A 14,025-nucleotide genomic window follows, 5' to 3' on the forward strand; every position below is an offset into this window, starting at 1 on the left:
TATTCTTGGAATCTCGGCCACGACACACCTGGCATACGGAAGGTACGGTGACGACTGTGGTCCAGCCTCAGCCGATCCTCAACCCTTTGTCCAACGCCGCGGTCTTCTTGGTGCTGACCGTCGACGAGGGCGGCGAGGACGCTGTCAACGAGGCCGTCGGTAACCTGACCGGCCTGGTGCGATCCGTCGGATTCCGTTATCCCGACAAGGATCTGTCGCTGGTCGCGTCGTTCGGCTCCGCCGCCTGGGACCGGTTGTTCTCCGGTCCCAGGCCGGCGGAGCTGCACCCGTTCGTAGAGCTGAAAGGGCCGCAACACGCACCGTCTACACCGGGCGACATCCTGCTGCACATCCGCGCCGGGGCGATGGACGCGTGCTTCGAACTGGCGTGGCGGATCGTCGAATCGCTCGCGGGCGCGGTGACCGTGGTCGACGAGGTGCACGGCTTCCGGTTCTTCGACAATCGGGATCTGCTCGGCTTCGTGGACGGCACGGAGAACCCCGAGGGGCAGGCCGCGGGCCGGGCCGTGTGGGTCGGCGACGAGGACTCCGAGCTCGCCGGTGGCAGTTACGTGATCGTGCAGAAGTACGTGCACGATATGGCGGCGTGGCGCTCCCTCACCACCGAGCAGCAGGAGCTGGTGATCGGCCGGTCCAAACTCGAGGACATCGAGATGGCGGACGAGGACAAGCCAGCGGACGCACACATCAAGCTCAACGTGATCAACGACGAGAACGGCGAGCAGTTGCAGATCCTCCGGGCGAACATGCCCTTCGGCGAGATCGGCGACGGCGAGTTCGGCACGTACTTCATCGGGTACAGCCGCACGCCGTCGGTCACGGAACAGATGCTGCGCAACATGTTCCTGGGCGACCCGCCCGGCACAACCGACCGAATCCTGGACTTCTCCACCGCAGTGACCGGCTGTCTGTTCTTCACGCCGGCCGTCGACTTCCTAGACGACCCTCCTCCCCCGCCCGCACCCGCGCCCGAAGAGGAGCCGGCGCCTTCGAACCACACCGTCGGATCTCTCGCAATAGGCAGCCTGAAAGGACTCCGCTGATGAACAACCTGCACCGCTCCCTCGCTCCCGTAACCGAGGCCGCATGGTCGGAGATCGAGGAGGAGGCGACACGAACGTTCAAGCGGCACATCGCAGGTCGCCGCGTCGTCGACGTCAGCGAACCCGGTGGCCCGGCGCTCGCCGCTGTCGGGACCGGGCGCCTGCTGGACGCAGCGGAGCCCGGGACGGGCGTGAGCGCCCATTTGCGCGAGTCCCAGCCGCTCGTCCGGCTGCGTGCGCCGTTCACCGTGAGCCGAGCGGCGATCGACTCGGTGGAGCGGGGCGCGCAGGACGCCGACTGGGACCCCGTCAAGGCGGCCGCGAAGAACCTGGCGTTCGCCGAGGACCGCGCCGTGTTCGAGGGCTACAAGGCCGCGGACATCGAGGGTATCCGCGCGTCGAGCTCCAACACCCCGCTCACGCTGCCCTCCGATCCCAAGGGCTACCCCGATGTGGTCTCGCAGGCGCTCTCGGAGCTGCGCCTCGCCGGAGTCGACGGCCCCTACTCCGTCCTGTTGTCGGCCGACGCCTACACCAAGGTCAGCGAGACCTCCGATCACGGCTATCCGATCCGCGAGCACCTGAGCCGCCTCGTGGGAGGCGATATCATCTGGGCACCCGCCATCGACGGCGCCTTCGTCCTCACCACCCGCGGAGGCGACTACGAGCTGCGACTCGGCACCGACGTCGAGATCGGCTACACGACGCACGACGACCAGTCGGTGCAGCTCTACCTGCAGGAGACCCTGACCTTCCTGGCCTACACGGCCGAGGCGTCCGTCGCGCTGTCGGCTTGACGCTCAACGAGATCGGAGTTCGACGATGACGGAGTTCGACGGGGTATTCGACGACATCTTCAATCGGTTCTTCGGCTCGGGCGGCCCCGCGCGGCCGCAGGTCCAGCGGGTGGACCTGAACCGCCTGCTCAACGATCAGGCCAAGAACCTCATCGCAGAAGCGCAGGTCGCGGCCCGGGACTGGGGATCGAACGAGATCACGCCCGAGACCCTCCTCTACGCCGCGGCCATGAACGAGCCGACGCGGGACGTGATCTCGCGCCTCGGCCTCGAGCCGGACAAGGTCGCCGCGCAGATGAAGCAGGCCGGGCAGGCCGTGGCCGGGGGAGACGGGCAGGTCACGCTGAGCCCGGCCGCGAAGCGGGCGCTGCGTGCCGCGCAGCAACACGCGGCGCAGGCCGGCCTGTCGTATGTGGGCCCCGAGCACATCCTCCTCGGTATCGCCGACAACCCGGATACCACAGCGGCGCAGGCGCTCTCGCGGGCCAGCGGACTCGACGCCCAGGCCGGCGGCACGGCCGGGCAGGAGCAGAGCTCGACACCCACACTCGACGAGTACGGCCGCGATCTCACGGCGGAGGCCCGGGCGGGCAAAGTGGACCCCGTCGTCGGTCGGGCCGAAGAGATCGAGCAGACCATCGAGATCCTCTCGCGCCGCCGCAAGAACAACCCGGTGCTCATCGGCGACCCCGGCGTCGGCAAGACCGCCATCGTCGAAGGCCTCGCGCAGCGGATCGTGAACGACGATGTGCCCAAGACCCTCGCCGGTCGCCGCGTGCTCGCGCTCGATCTCAGTTCGATGGTCGCGGGCAGCAAGTACCGCGGCGAGTTCGAGGAGCGCCTGACGAAGGTGCTGGACGAGGTGCGCGAGCACTCCGACGAGCTGGTGGTGTTCATCGACGAGTTGCACACCATCATCGGTGCCGGCGGTGGCGGCGAGGGTTCGATGGACGCAGGCAACATGCTCAAGCCGGCCCTCGCGCGCGGCGAGCTGCACGCCATCGGCGCGACGACCATCGACGAGTACCGCAAGTACATCGAGAAGGACGCGGCGCTCGAGCGCCGGTTCCAACCCGTGATGGTCGCGGAGCCGTCCGTAGCGGACACCATCGAGATCCTGCGCGGGCTCGTCGACGTGTACGAGGAGCACCACCAGGTGCGGTACTCCGACGAGTCGCTGATCGCGGCGGCGGAACTCTCGGACCGCTACCTGACGGACCGGTTCATGCCCGACAAGGCGATCGACCTCGTCGATCAGGCCGGAGCGCGAGTCCGGCTGCGCACCAAGACTCCTGACGCGGACACCCGCTCGCTCGAGGATGAGATCGCACGGCTGAACCGCGAGAAGGACAGCGCCGTCGCGAACGAGGACTACACGGCGGCGAGCGAGCTGAAGGAGAAGCTCGCCGACGCCGAGGAGCGGCTCGCGTCCGCCGACAAGACCGTCGAGCCCGAGGTCACCGTCGTCGACATCGCCGAGGTGATCTCACGCCGCACCGGCATCCCGGTCGCCGACCTGACGGCCGAGGAGCGCGACAAACTGCTGCGCCTCGAGGACGACCTGCACCAACGCGTCATCGGGCAGGAGGAGGCCGTCGTCGCGGTCGCCGAGGCCGTACGGCGCGCCCGCGCCGGCCTCAAGGACCCGAACCGCCCCATCGGCTCGTTCCTGTTCCTCGGTCCCACGGGCGTCGGCAAGACCGAGCTCGCGAAGGCGCTCGCGGCAGCGGTATTCGGTGACGAGGACCGCCTCATCCGCTTCGACATGAGCGAGTTCCAGGAGAAGCACACCGTCTCCCGGCTCGTCGGTGCGCCCCCCGGATACGTCGGCTACGAGGAGGCCGGTCAGCTCACGGACAAGGTTCGGCGGCAACCGTATTCGGTGATCCTGTTCGACGAGATCGAGAAGGCCCACCCCGACGTCTTCAACATCCTGTTGCAGTTGCTCGACGACGGTCGTGTCACGGACGCGCAGGGGCGCACCGTCGACTTCAAGAACACCATCGTCATCCTCACCAGCAACATCGGCTCGGATCTGATCCTGGGCGCGCCCGACGGCGATCTGCCCCAGGGTGTGATCGACAAGGTGATGGACCGGCTGCACCAGCACTTCCGGCCCGAGTTCCTCAACCGGATCGACGAGACGGTGGTGTTCCACCGCCTCGACAAGGCCCAGCTGCGCAACATAGTCGGGCTCATCCTGGACGGCACGCGACACCTGCTGCGCGCGCAGGACGTAGAGCTCGACGTCACCGATAGGGCCGAGGACTGGCTCGCGGACACGGGCTTCGACCCACAGTTCGGCGCGCGACCGTTGCGCCGCACCGTCCAGCGCGAGCTGGACAACCGGCTGTCGTCGCTGCTGCTGAGGGGCACGGTGGGTCCCGGAGACACCGTGCGCGTGGACGCCGACGACGACGGCCTCGTACTGGAGACCGTGCATCCATCCGAGGGTGGGCGCGAAGTGACCGAGGGCAGCGTGCCCACGGGCACAGGAACGAAGGAGGACGGCGATGTCTGAGAACAGCGACGGGGCGGCGCCGGCCGACCTCGACGAGACCGCGGCGGAGGCGAAAGCCGAAGAGACCGAGACCCAGGTGGAGGCCGAGGCGGCCATCGGGGGCGATCTCGAGGACGACGTGGAGCTCGAGCCCGGTGGGATCACGGACGTCCCCGACGTCTGATCCCACCGCCACGGCTCTGGTCGGCGCATCGTCGATCTAGTCGGCGAGGCGCGGAAACGTGGGGCGCAGGCGCGGCACCGCTGCGCCCGCACCCGCCCGCGCCACCGCCTTGGCGACCTCGAAGTAGTCGAAGTAGTCCTGCCACACAGCGATTCGACCTTCGCGTACCTCGAATCGGCTGCATACCCAGAACTGGATGCGGAACCGGCCGTAGGTCAGGGCGTTCACCCGCTCGGTGAGCACCACACCATCGTCGTCCGCCGCCGCGTGCAGCAGGACCGCTTCGAGTCTCCCGCGGGAGGCCGTCCGCTTGACGAAGTGGCGGGACACCGCGGTGCGGCCACGCAGCGTCCGCCAGGACGTGCGGGTATACACGACGTCGGGCGCGAGCATCCGGCCGGCGACGTCCATGTCCCCGTTCCCCCAGGCGTCCACGAACCGGACCGCCACGTCGTGGGGCGACCACAGCAACGACCTGTTCACGCGCACCATCGTGTTCGTGCCCCGCGAATCCCCAGCGAACTGGACATGACCGTGAGGAGAAGGTTGAGCGGCACGATTTCGCGGTCGCGTGACCTGCTTGTTATCCTGGTCGGCGATATCTCGGCGAGGGCGGCCACCCGGCTTCCGTTATCGACGCGATTCCCACCGGCGCTCTGCCGCGTGCGGACGCCCGATTCGCCGGGCCCGCACCACCTGAGAGGCAGACGATGACCGAGACCAACAAGATCGCCGCGGAGATCCGCACCGAGTTCGGCAAGGGCGCGTCGCGTCGCGCCCGCCGTGACTGGAAGGTGCCGACCGTCCTCTACGGCCACGGCACCGACCCGCAGCACTTCCTGCTCCACTCGCAGGAGTTCGCCGCGATCCTGCGTAAGGACGGCACCAACGCCGTGCTCGACCTGCAGGTCGAGGGCAAGTCGCAGCTGGCGCTGGTCAAGCAGGTCGTGCTGCACCCGCTGCGCGACTACATCGAGCATGCCGACCTGCTGGTCATCAAGAAGGGCGAGAAGGTCGTCGTCGACGTGCCGGTCGTGCTCGAGGACGAGGCTGCCGGCGGCACGCTGGTCACCCAGGAGGCGACCCACGTCGAGGTCGAGGCCGACGCCCTCAACATCCCCGAGCAGATCGTCCACTCGATCTTCAACCTGGAAGCGGGCACGCAGGTGACCGCGGCAGACCTGACCGTCCCGGCCGGCGCCACCGTCGTCTCCGATCCCGAGACGCTGATCGTGAACGTCATCGAGGCGCCCCGCGAAGCCGACCTCGACGAGGGCACCGACGCCGAGGCTCCCGCCGAGGACGAGCCCGCCGCCGAGTAACGACCGCTGAAGGGTATCGACGTGACCGACGCACCGCTGATCGTGGTGGGCCTGGGCAACCCCGGGGAGAAGTACGCCGCTACCCGTCACAACATCGGGTTCTGGGTCGCCGACGAGCTCGCCGGCCGCGCCCACACCACCTTCTCCCGGCACAAGAAGTCCGGGGCGGAGGTGGCGACGGCGCGGCTGGCGGGCCGCACGGTCTATCTCGCGAAACCACAGTCGTTCATGAACCTGTCCGGTCAGCCGACGGCCGCCCTTGCCCGGTTCTTCTCCGTGGCGCCCACCGACGTGATCGCCGTGCACGACGAACTCGACATCGCCTTCGGAGCGGTACGGCTCAAGCGCGGCGGCGGCGAAGGCGGCCACAACGGCCTGCGGTCCCTCACCCAGCACCTGGGGACCAAGGACTACCTGCGGGTCCGCGCGGGGATCGGCCGCCCGCCCGGCCGCATGGACGCGGCCGACTACGTACTCAAGCCCTTTTCCGCGGCCGAGCGCAAAGAGGTTCCTCTGCTCGTGGCGGGCGCCGCCGACGCCGTGGAGCTGCTGATCTCCGGCGACCTGGAGACGGCGCAGAACACGGTGCACGCCTGGTGATCTCGTTCCGCCGGGTCACGCGCGAGGACTTCCCGCTGCTGAGCGCCTGGCTGGCGGAACCGCACAACCGGCGATGGTGGAACCACGATCCCGACACGGTCGAGGCGGACTTCGCCGCCGCGGTGGACGGACGCGAGCCGAGCGAGGACTGGCTCGCCCTCGATGACGGAGTGCCCTTCGGCCTCCTGCAACGCCAGCGCTGGGTGGACTACCCCGACGAGGCGCGAACGCTCGAACCGGTCGTGACCCCCGGTGCGCGCGATTACGGCATCGACTACCTGATCGGCAGGGCGTCCGCGACCGGCAGGGGCATGGGGACGGAGATGATCTCTGCGTTCTGCCTGCTGACCTTCGGCGAACTCGATGCCGACGCGGTGATCGTCGCGGTGGCGGCCGGCAACCGCCGCTCATGGCGTGCCCTGGAGCGGGCGGGCTTCACCCGCGTAGGCGAGGTCGACATGAGCCCCGACAACCCCATCGATCCACCGGATCACGTGGTGGACCAGCTCAGGCGCTAGAACTCGCGGTTTCGGGAGGTGGGCGACCAGGAACGACGCGCCGACCGACCGGTACGATGGACACCCGTGAGTTCTACCATCCCCGGCGAGGTCGCACGCCGCCGCACGTTCGCGATCATCAGCCACCCCGACGCCGGCAAGTCCACGATGACCGAGGCGTTGGCGCTGCACGCGCGGGTCATCAACGAGGCGGGCGCGATCCACGGCAAAGCGGGGCGCAAGTCCACCGTGTCCGACTGGATGGAGATGGAGAAGGCACGCGGCATCTCCGTGAGCTCGACCGCGCTGCAGTTCGATTACGCACCGGAGAACGCGAGCGCGGCATCCGTCATCAACCTGGTGGACACTCCCGGTCACGCAGACTTCTCAGAGGACACGTATCGCGTGCTGACGGCCGTCGACGCCGCGGTCATGCTCATCGACGCCGCGAAGGGCCTGGAGCCGCAGACGCTCAAGCTCTTCCAGGTATGCCGGCACCGCGGCATCCCGGTCATCACCGTGATCAACAAATGGGACCGCCCGGGCCGCACGCCGCTCGAGCTGCTGGACGAGATCGCCGAGCGCATCGGCCTGACACCTACGCCCCTGTTCTGGCCCGTCGGCATCGCCGGCGACTTCCGCGGCCTGCGCGACGCGCGGAGCGGCGAGTACGTGAAGTTCACGCGCACCGCGGGCGGCGCGAAGATCGCCCCGGAGGAGCATCTCGGGCCAGATGCAGCGGCCAGCCGCGAGGGCGACGTCTGGACCGAGGCGGTCGAGGAGACCGAGTTGATGGCCGAGATGGGCCAGGTGCACGATCAGGAGTCGTTCCTCGCGGGCGAGACGTCGCCGGTGATCTTCTCGTCGGCGATACTGAATTTCGGTGTGCGCCAACTACTCGAGGCGCTCGTCGAGCTGGCGCCGGCGCCGCACGAGCGCGCCGGGGTGGACGGCACCGAGCGAGAGGTCACCGATCCGTTCAGCGCGGTCGTGTTCAAGGTGCAGGCGGGCATGGACTCCGCGCACCGCGACCGATTGGCGTTCATGCGCATCGTATCCGGCGAATTCGAACGCGGCATGGTCGTGACGCATGCGCAGACCGGGAAGCCTTTCGCCACCAAGTATGCGATGACGGTGGTGGGCCGCGAACGCGAGACCGTCGAGACCGCGTTCCCCGGCGACGTCGTCGGCCTGGTCAACGCCACGGCGCTCGCCCCGGGGGACACCCTGTACTCGGACAAGAAGATCCAGTTCCCGCCGATCCCGTCGTTCGCACCCGAACACTTCGCCGTCGTGCGCGCCACCACCGCCGGGAAGTACAAGCAGTTCCGCAAGGGCATCGAGCAGCTGGGCACCGAGGGCGTGGTCCAGCTGCTGCGCAACGACATCCGTGGCGACGCCTCCCCTGTCATGGCGGCCGTGGGCCCCATGCAGTTCGAGGTGGTGGCAGCGCGCATGAAGACGGAGTTCAACGTCGACGTCCAGCAGGAGCGCCTGGGCTACTCCGTCGCGCGGCGCACCGACGCCGCGAGCGTCGACGAGCTGAACCGGCAACGCGGCGTCGAGGTCTTCGAGCGCACCGACGGTGCCCTGCTCGCCCTCTTCTCCGACAAGTGGCGCCTGCAGTACATCCAGAAGGAGATGCCCGACCTGACACTCGAGCCACTCGTAGCCGCCGCCGACTGACGCAGAGCGGCCGAAGCGCGCGATCCGGACTCGGCGCACATCCGTCCGAGTTCGGCACGATGCACGTCAGTCACGATATGGCGAGCCTTGTCGGACCGCGAAACACGCACGTCACGTCACGTGGCTACCTTGCTCCCCGGCGCAACCGGCGCACGACGGACGAGGAGCGAGCATGAAGCGAGTAGCAGCAGCGATCTGCGCGGTGGCCGCGGTATCCGCCCTGGCGACGGGCTGCGGGAAGGGATCGTCGACGAGCCACAGTGCCGCCAAGCACACGGCGTCGGCGGCGAAGAGCTCGGCAGCGAAGGGTTCCGCAGCGAAGACGGCGGCGGGCAGGAGTGGCACGGTGTACCCGGGCGCGTTCTGCAGCTCGGACGGGGCGAAGGGTAAGGCAGCCAACGGCACTGCGTACGTGTGCAAGAAGGCCAAGGACGGACGCGACCACTGGGAGCACTCGGCCTGACTCCAGACGTGATGTGCAATCGCGCACATCACGTTCCGCGTGGCTGCGCCCCGGGCGTAGCGTGGGCACATGAGCAGCCTGGAGACGGTCGATGTAGCCCTGATCGGCGGCGGGATCATGAGCGCCACGCTGGGCGCCTTCCTGCGCAACCTGGAGCCCGAGTGGACGATCCGCGTGTTCGAGCGACTACCGCAGGTCGCGGAGGAGTCCTCCGACGCGTGGAACAACGCGGGCACCGGGCACGCGGCTCTGTGCGAGCTCAACTACACGCCCGAGGGACCCGACGGGTCGATCGACATCACCAAGGCACTCGCGGTCAACGAGCAGTTCCAGCAGAGCCGGCAGTTCTGGTCCTATCTGCTCGCCGACGGACAGCTCGCCGACGCGTCGTTCATCAACCAGGTCCCGCACATGACTCTGGTGCGCGGCGCCGACGACATCGACTACCTGCGCAGGCGTTTCGACGCCCTACGCACGTCCCCGCTGTTCTCGGCGATGCGCTACTCCACCGACCGTGACGAGATCGCCGCATGGGCGCCGCTGATCGTCGACGGGCGTGCCGAGTCGGACACCGTCGCAGCGACATTCGACCCGTCCGGGACCGACGTGGACTTCGGTTCGCTCACTCGGCAGTTACTCGCCCACCACGGTGACGTGCAGACCAACCGGGAGATCACGCGCCTGCGACCCGACGGCGGCGGCTGGCGCCTGACGGTCCGGAACACCTTCACACGCAAGGACTCCGAGGTACGCGCGCGGTTCGTGTTCGTCGGCGCGGGGGGCCGGGCGCTGCAGTTGCTACAGGCTGCGCGCGCACCGGAGATCCACGGCTACTCGCTGCTGCCGATCAGCGGGCACTTCCTGCGCACCACCGATCCGGCCGTGGTGGAACGACACCATGCCAAGGTGTACGGCAAGGCGCCCGTCGGCGCGCCCCCGATGTCCATGCCGCACCTCGATGCGCGCGTCATCGGCGGCGAGCGGTCGGTGCTGTTCGGGCCCTACGCTGGCGCGAATCCCAAGTTCCTCAAAGAGGGCTCGGTGCTGGACATGCCGCGCACCCTGCGGCCCGCCAACTTCGTGCCGTTCGTGCGAATGGGTCTCGACAACCTCAACCTGGTGGGCCTCCTCCTCGGCGATCTCACCGCCACGCCGGAGCAGAAGCTGCGCCAGCTCAAGGAATTCGCTCCGTCGGTCGGGGACGACCACTGGGAGATGTACGCGGCGGGGCAGCGGGCGCAGATCGTCAAGCCCGACCAGAAGCGCGGGGGTGCGCTGCAGTTCGGAACCGAGGTGATCTCGTCGGCAGGAGGCACACTCGCGGGGCTGCTGGGCGCCTCGCCCGGAGCCTCGACGGCGGTGCCGATCGCCCTCTCCGTTCTCGAACGCAGCTTCCCGAACCGGTTCACGGGTTCCTGGGCCGAGTCCCTGCGGACCATGGTGCCGACGTTCGGAACCGCTCTGAACGACGACGCCGACCTCGCCGCCTCTACTCAGGCGCGCACAGCGAAGGCGCTCGACATCGAGCCCACGCGCTAGCCGACCAGCGCGGCTATCTCCGCATCGTCCACGTCCGCGATCGTTGCGGGCGAGAACTTCGGGTCACGGTCCTTGTCGATGAGGACCGCGCGCACGCCCTCGGCGAAGTCCGGCCGGCGGATGAGGCGGGCCCCCACCACGGCCTCCTCCGCGAGACACTGCGGCAGCGTTCGCCGCGCGGCCTGAGTCACGACGGCATGGGTCGCGAGGACCGACGTCGGGCAAGCTGCCCTCAGCTGATCGCGCGCGGTCTCCGCCCACGCGCCGGAGGCGCGCTCGACGGCCGCGATCGCCCCGCGCGCGGTACCGGAGAACGCCCGCTCGATCTCATCGAACGGCAGTGTGGCGGCGGGCTTCTCGTCCGCGACCGCGGCGAGGGCGGCCTCCAGATCGTCGCCGCGCAGCAGGGCCTCCGCGAGCTCGGCCATCCGCTCGCTAGGACAGAAGTGCGTCGCGAGTCCGACGGCGAGGGCATCGCCCGCGCCCAGCCTGGCGCCCGTGAGGCCCATGAGCAGCCCGACGCGATGCGGCAGGCGCGCCAGGATGTGGGTCGAACCTACGTCGGGCAGGAATCCGATCGCCGTCTCAGGCATTGCGAACAGCGCCTTCTCGGACACGACGCGGTGGCTACCGTGTACCGAGATCCCCACTCCGCCACCCATATCGACGCCGTCGATCAGCGCGATGACCGGTTTGGAGAACTCGGCGAGGCGGAGGTTCATGTCGTACTCCGCACCGAAGAACGCCGTGAAGTCCTCGCCGGCGACGACCTGGTCGCGGACCACACGGATGTCGCCACCCGCGCAGTACGCCTTCGGCGAGGCCGAGGTGATGAGGACGCGGGTCACAGCGTCGTCGTCAGACCAACTCTCGAGTGCCGTGTCGATGTCGCCGACCATCTGCTGTGTCAAGGCGTTCAGTGCCTTCGGCCGGTCGAGCAGGATGTGCCCGGTCCCACCGGAGACGGTCGTCACGATGTAGCTCACTTCAGCCCCATTCCTCCGCCAGTTCCAGCCACCGACTCTCGGTGACCTCCTTCTGATCGACCACCTCGCGCAGGCGGCCGTCCAGTTCGATCAGCTTGTCGGGTTCCGTCGCCGCCGCGGCGAGGTCGGCGTGCAGCTTCTCCTCCTCGGCGCTGAACTTCTCCAGCCGGCGCTCCAGCCGGTTCATCTCCTTGCGGGCCTGCTGCTCGGCCTTCGCATCGCGCGGCACCTTCGCCTCACGCGGCTCGGCGTCCCGAACCGAGGCCGCAGCGGCCGGTGGAACCTCCTGCGCTGCGGCCTCGATCGCCGCGCGGCGGCGCAGATACTCCTCGATGCCGCCGGGAAGGTTGGTGAGCACACCGTCGCCGAACAGGGCCCACGTCGAGTCGCAGATGCGCTCGATGAGGTAGCGGTCGTGGCTGATCACGACCAGGGTGCCTCCCCACGAGTCGAGCAGGTCCTCGAGTTGCTGCAGGGTGTCGATGTCCAGATCGTTGGTGGGCTCGTCGAGAAGCAGGACGTTGGGCTCGGCCATCAACACCCGCGTGAGCTGCAGGCGCCGCCGCTCGCCACCGGAGAGGTCTCGCACGGGCGTGCGCTGCCGTGCCGGGGTGAAGCCGAGCCGCTCCGCGAGCTGACCGGCCGACACCTCCCTGTCCCCCAGCTGGATCCGGCCCGCGACCTCCTCGACTGCGGCGAGCACCCGCATGTCGCCGTCGAGGTCGTCGAGTTCCTGGCGAAGCCAACCCAGGCGCACCGTCTGGCCCTGCACGCGCTTACCCGACGAGAGCGGGGCGTCACCCGCCAAGGCCCGCAGCAACGTCGTCTTCCCGGACCCGTTGACTCCGACCAGCCCCACACGCTCGCCCGGCGCAAGCCGCCACGTCAGATCGTCGACCAGGACCCGGCCGTCGGGAGCCTCCAGCCGCACGTCCTCGAGTTCGACGACCACACGGCCCAGGCGCCGTTGCGCGAAAGCGGCGAGAGCGACCGAGTCCCGAGGCTCGGGAACATCGGCGATGAGTGCCTCGGCGGACTCGATCCGGTAGCGCGGCTTGGACGTTCGCGCGGGCGCGCCGCGGCGCAGCCACGCGAGCTCCTTGCGGGCGAGGTTGCGGCGCCGCTCCTCGGACGCGTCGGCCTGACGGTCCCGCTCGGCGCGCGCGAAGACCCAGTCGTTGTAGCCGCCCTCGTACGAGTTGACCGCACCGCCGACGACCTCCCACGTGCGGGTCGCCACGGTGTCCAGGAACCACCTGTCGTGTGTCACGACCACGAGCGAACAGCGCCGCCGCACAAGGTGGTTCGCCAGCCACTGCACGCCCTCGACGTCCAGGTGGTTGGTCGGCTCGTCCAGGATCAGCAGGTCCAGCTCGCGCACCAGCGCGGCCGCGAGCGCGACGCGCCGCCGCTCGCCCCCGGACAGCCCCGACACATCCCGGTCGAGGCCCAGGGCGCCATCGGTGGCCAAATGGCCCGACCCGATCCCTATGCCGGACAGCACGTCCCGTATGCGAGCATCGCCGGCCCACTCGTGCTCCGCCAGTCCCAGAGGGCCCAGGACGACATCGGCGACGGTGCCCGGCGGCAGCTCGCCCCGCTGCGTCACGACCGCCATCCGCAGATCTGAGGTACGCGATACGCGTCCCGAGTCCGGCGGCTCGATTCCGGCGAGGATCTCCAGCAGCGTGGTCTTTCCGCCGCCGTTGAGGCCGACGACACCGATCCGCTCGCCGGTCTGCACGCCGAGGGATACCGAGTCGAGCAGCGGTGCGACGCCGAAACTCTTACTCACGGTCTCGAGGTTGACCAGGTTCGCCACTACTCTCCTACCCCTGTGGTCAGATGGGCGCCGGATGCCGGGCCGTAGGCCACGCGTACCGTGCGGCACACACCGGCGCCCGCGATCTCCGAACCGACTGCAACAGCGGATGCCGCATCTGCGCACAGGAACGCGCACGTGGGACCCGATCCAGACACGACACCTGCGAGGGCGCCGGCCTCGATGCCCGCGCGCAGCGTCCGGCGCAGGCCCGGCTGCAGCGACAGCGCGGCCGCCTGGAGATCGTTGGTCAGGTGCGGCGCGAGCGCATTGGGGTCGCCCGCCGCGAGAGCCTGCAACAGCGCCTCAGGCGCGCACGCACGCGGCGGGTCGCCGATCTCGCGCAGGCGGTCCAGTTCGCGGAAGACGGCCGGCGTGCTCAGCCCCTCCTTCGCGAGCGCCAGCGTCCAGTGGAACTCGCCGCGCGTGAGGACCGGCACCAGGCGTTCGCCACGCCCGGTTCCGAGAGCGGTGCCGCCCTGCACGCAGAAGGGGACGTCCGACCCCACCTCGGCGGCGATCTCGGCCAGTTCGCCCCGGGTCGTGTCGAGACGCCACAGTGCCG

General features: G+C 69.1%; 13 protein-coding genes and 1 pseudogene. 10 read left to right on the forward strand and 4 right to left on the reverse strand.

Features of this window, described 5'->3' with window-relative positions:
• Positions 1–47: 47 nt before the first annotated feature.
• Genes P0W64_RS07225 through P0W64_RS07240 form a run of 4 tightly spaced genes read left to right on the forward strand, consistent with a single transcriptional unit; the run spans position 48 to position 4,545 of the window.
• Positions 48–1,064, forward strand: coding sequence for a Dyp-type peroxidase (locus P0W64_RS07225; RefSeq protein WP_275479399.1), 1,017 nt, complete (start codon positions 48–50; stop codon positions 1,062–1,064).
• A complete protein-coding gene (locus P0W64_RS07230) occupies positions 1,064–1,861 on the forward strand; it encodes a family 1 encapsulin nanocompartment shell protein (protein ID WP_275479400.1) in 798 nt (265 codons plus the stop codon). Before P0W64_RS07225 ends, P0W64_RS07230 begins: the two co-directional genes overlap by 1 nt.
• Positions 1,862–1,886: 25 nt before the next feature.
• Complete coding sequence (locus P0W64_RS07235) at positions 1,887–4,382, forward strand: AAA family ATPase (protein ID WP_275479401.1); 2,496 nt, start codon at positions 1,887–1,889, stop codon at positions 4,380–4,382.
• Positions 4,375–4,545, forward strand: a complete 171-nt coding sequence (locus P0W64_RS07240) for a hypothetical protein (protein WP_275479402.1) — start codon at positions 4,375–4,377, stop codon at positions 4,543–4,545. Before P0W64_RS07235 ends, P0W64_RS07240 begins: the two co-directional genes overlap by 8 nt.
• Positions 4,546–4,581: 36 nt before the next feature.
• Here the strand turns inward: P0W64_RS07240 and P0W64_RS07245 are convergent, their stop codons facing one another.
• The gene (locus P0W64_RS07245; protein WP_275479403.1) at positions 4,582–5,028 is read right to left on the reverse strand and encodes a limonene-1,2-epoxide hydrolase family protein; all 447 of its coding nucleotides are present in this window, start codon (positions 5,026–5,028) and stop codon (positions 4,582–4,584) included.
• Between the two features lie 227 nt (positions 5,029–5,255).
• Between P0W64_RS07245 and P0W64_RS07250 the strand changes: the two genes are divergently transcribed.
• The 6 genes from P0W64_RS07250 (at position 5,256) to mqo (ending at position 10,652) form a co-directional block, all read left to right on the forward strand.
• A complete protein-coding gene (locus P0W64_RS07250) occupies positions 5,256–5,867 on the forward strand; it encodes a 50S ribosomal protein L25/general stress protein Ctc (RefSeq protein ID WP_275479404.1) in 612 nt (203 codons plus the stop codon).
• Positions 5,868–5,888: 21 nt separating this feature from the next.
• The gene (gene pth, locus P0W64_RS07255) at positions 5,889–6,467 is read left to right on the forward strand and encodes an aminoacyl-tRNA hydrolase (RefSeq protein ID WP_275479405.1); all 579 of its coding nucleotides are present in this window, start codon (positions 5,889–5,891) and stop codon (positions 6,465–6,467) included.
• The gene (locus P0W64_RS07260; RefSeq protein WP_275479406.1) at positions 6,464–6,985 is read left to right on the forward strand and encodes a GNAT family N-acetyltransferase; all 522 of its coding nucleotides are present in this window, start codon (positions 6,464–6,466) and stop codon (positions 6,983–6,985) included. Before pth ends, P0W64_RS07260 begins: the two co-directional genes overlap by 4 nt.
• A 66-nt stretch (positions 6,986–7,051) precedes the next feature.
• Complete coding sequence (locus tag P0W64_RS07265; protein ID WP_275479407.1) at positions 7,052–8,650, forward strand: peptide chain release factor 3; 1,599 nt, start codon at positions 7,052–7,054, stop codon at positions 8,648–8,650.
• Between the two features lie 172 nt (positions 8,651–8,822).
• On the forward strand, positions 8,823–9,113 hold the full coding sequence (locus P0W64_RS07270) for a hypothetical protein (RefSeq protein ID WP_275479408.1): 291 nt from the start codon (positions 8,823–8,825) through the stop codon (positions 9,111–9,113).
• A gap of 69 nt (positions 9,114–9,182) precedes the next feature.
• On the forward strand, positions 9,183–10,652 hold the full coding sequence (gene mqo, locus P0W64_RS07275) for a malate dehydrogenase (quinone) (protein ID WP_275479409.1): 1,470 nt from the start codon (positions 9,183–9,185) through the stop codon (positions 10,650–10,652).
• Here mqo and P0W64_RS07280 read toward each other — a convergent pair.
• From P0W64_RS07280 to P0W64_RS07290, 3 genes and pseudogenes are all read right to left on the reverse strand, one after another.
• Positions 10,649–11,638, reverse strand: coding sequence for an enoyl-CoA hydratase/isomerase family protein (locus tag P0W64_RS07280; protein WP_275479410.1), 990 nt, complete (start codon positions 11,636–11,638; stop codon positions 10,649–10,651). The two genes, mqo and P0W64_RS07280, sit on opposite strands and share 4 nt — an antisense overlap.
• Before the next feature lies 1 nt (position 11,639).
• Positions 11,640–13,460, reverse strand: a complete 1,821-nt coding sequence (locus P0W64_RS07285; protein WP_275479411.1) for an ABC-F family ATP-binding cassette domain-containing protein — start codon at positions 13,458–13,460, stop codon at positions 11,640–11,642.
• Positions 13,460–14,025, reverse strand: a pseudogene (locus tag P0W64_RS07290) (4-(cytidine 5'-diphospho)-2-C-methyl-D-erythritol kinase); the annotation flags it as partial. The pseudogene P0W64_RS07290 and the gene P0W64_RS07285, both read right to left, overlap by 1 nt.

Source organism: Tsukamurella sp. 8F, assembly GCF_029167375.1.
Lineage (GTDB): Bacteria > Actinomycetota > Actinomycetes > Mycobacteriales > Mycobacteriaceae > Tsukamurella.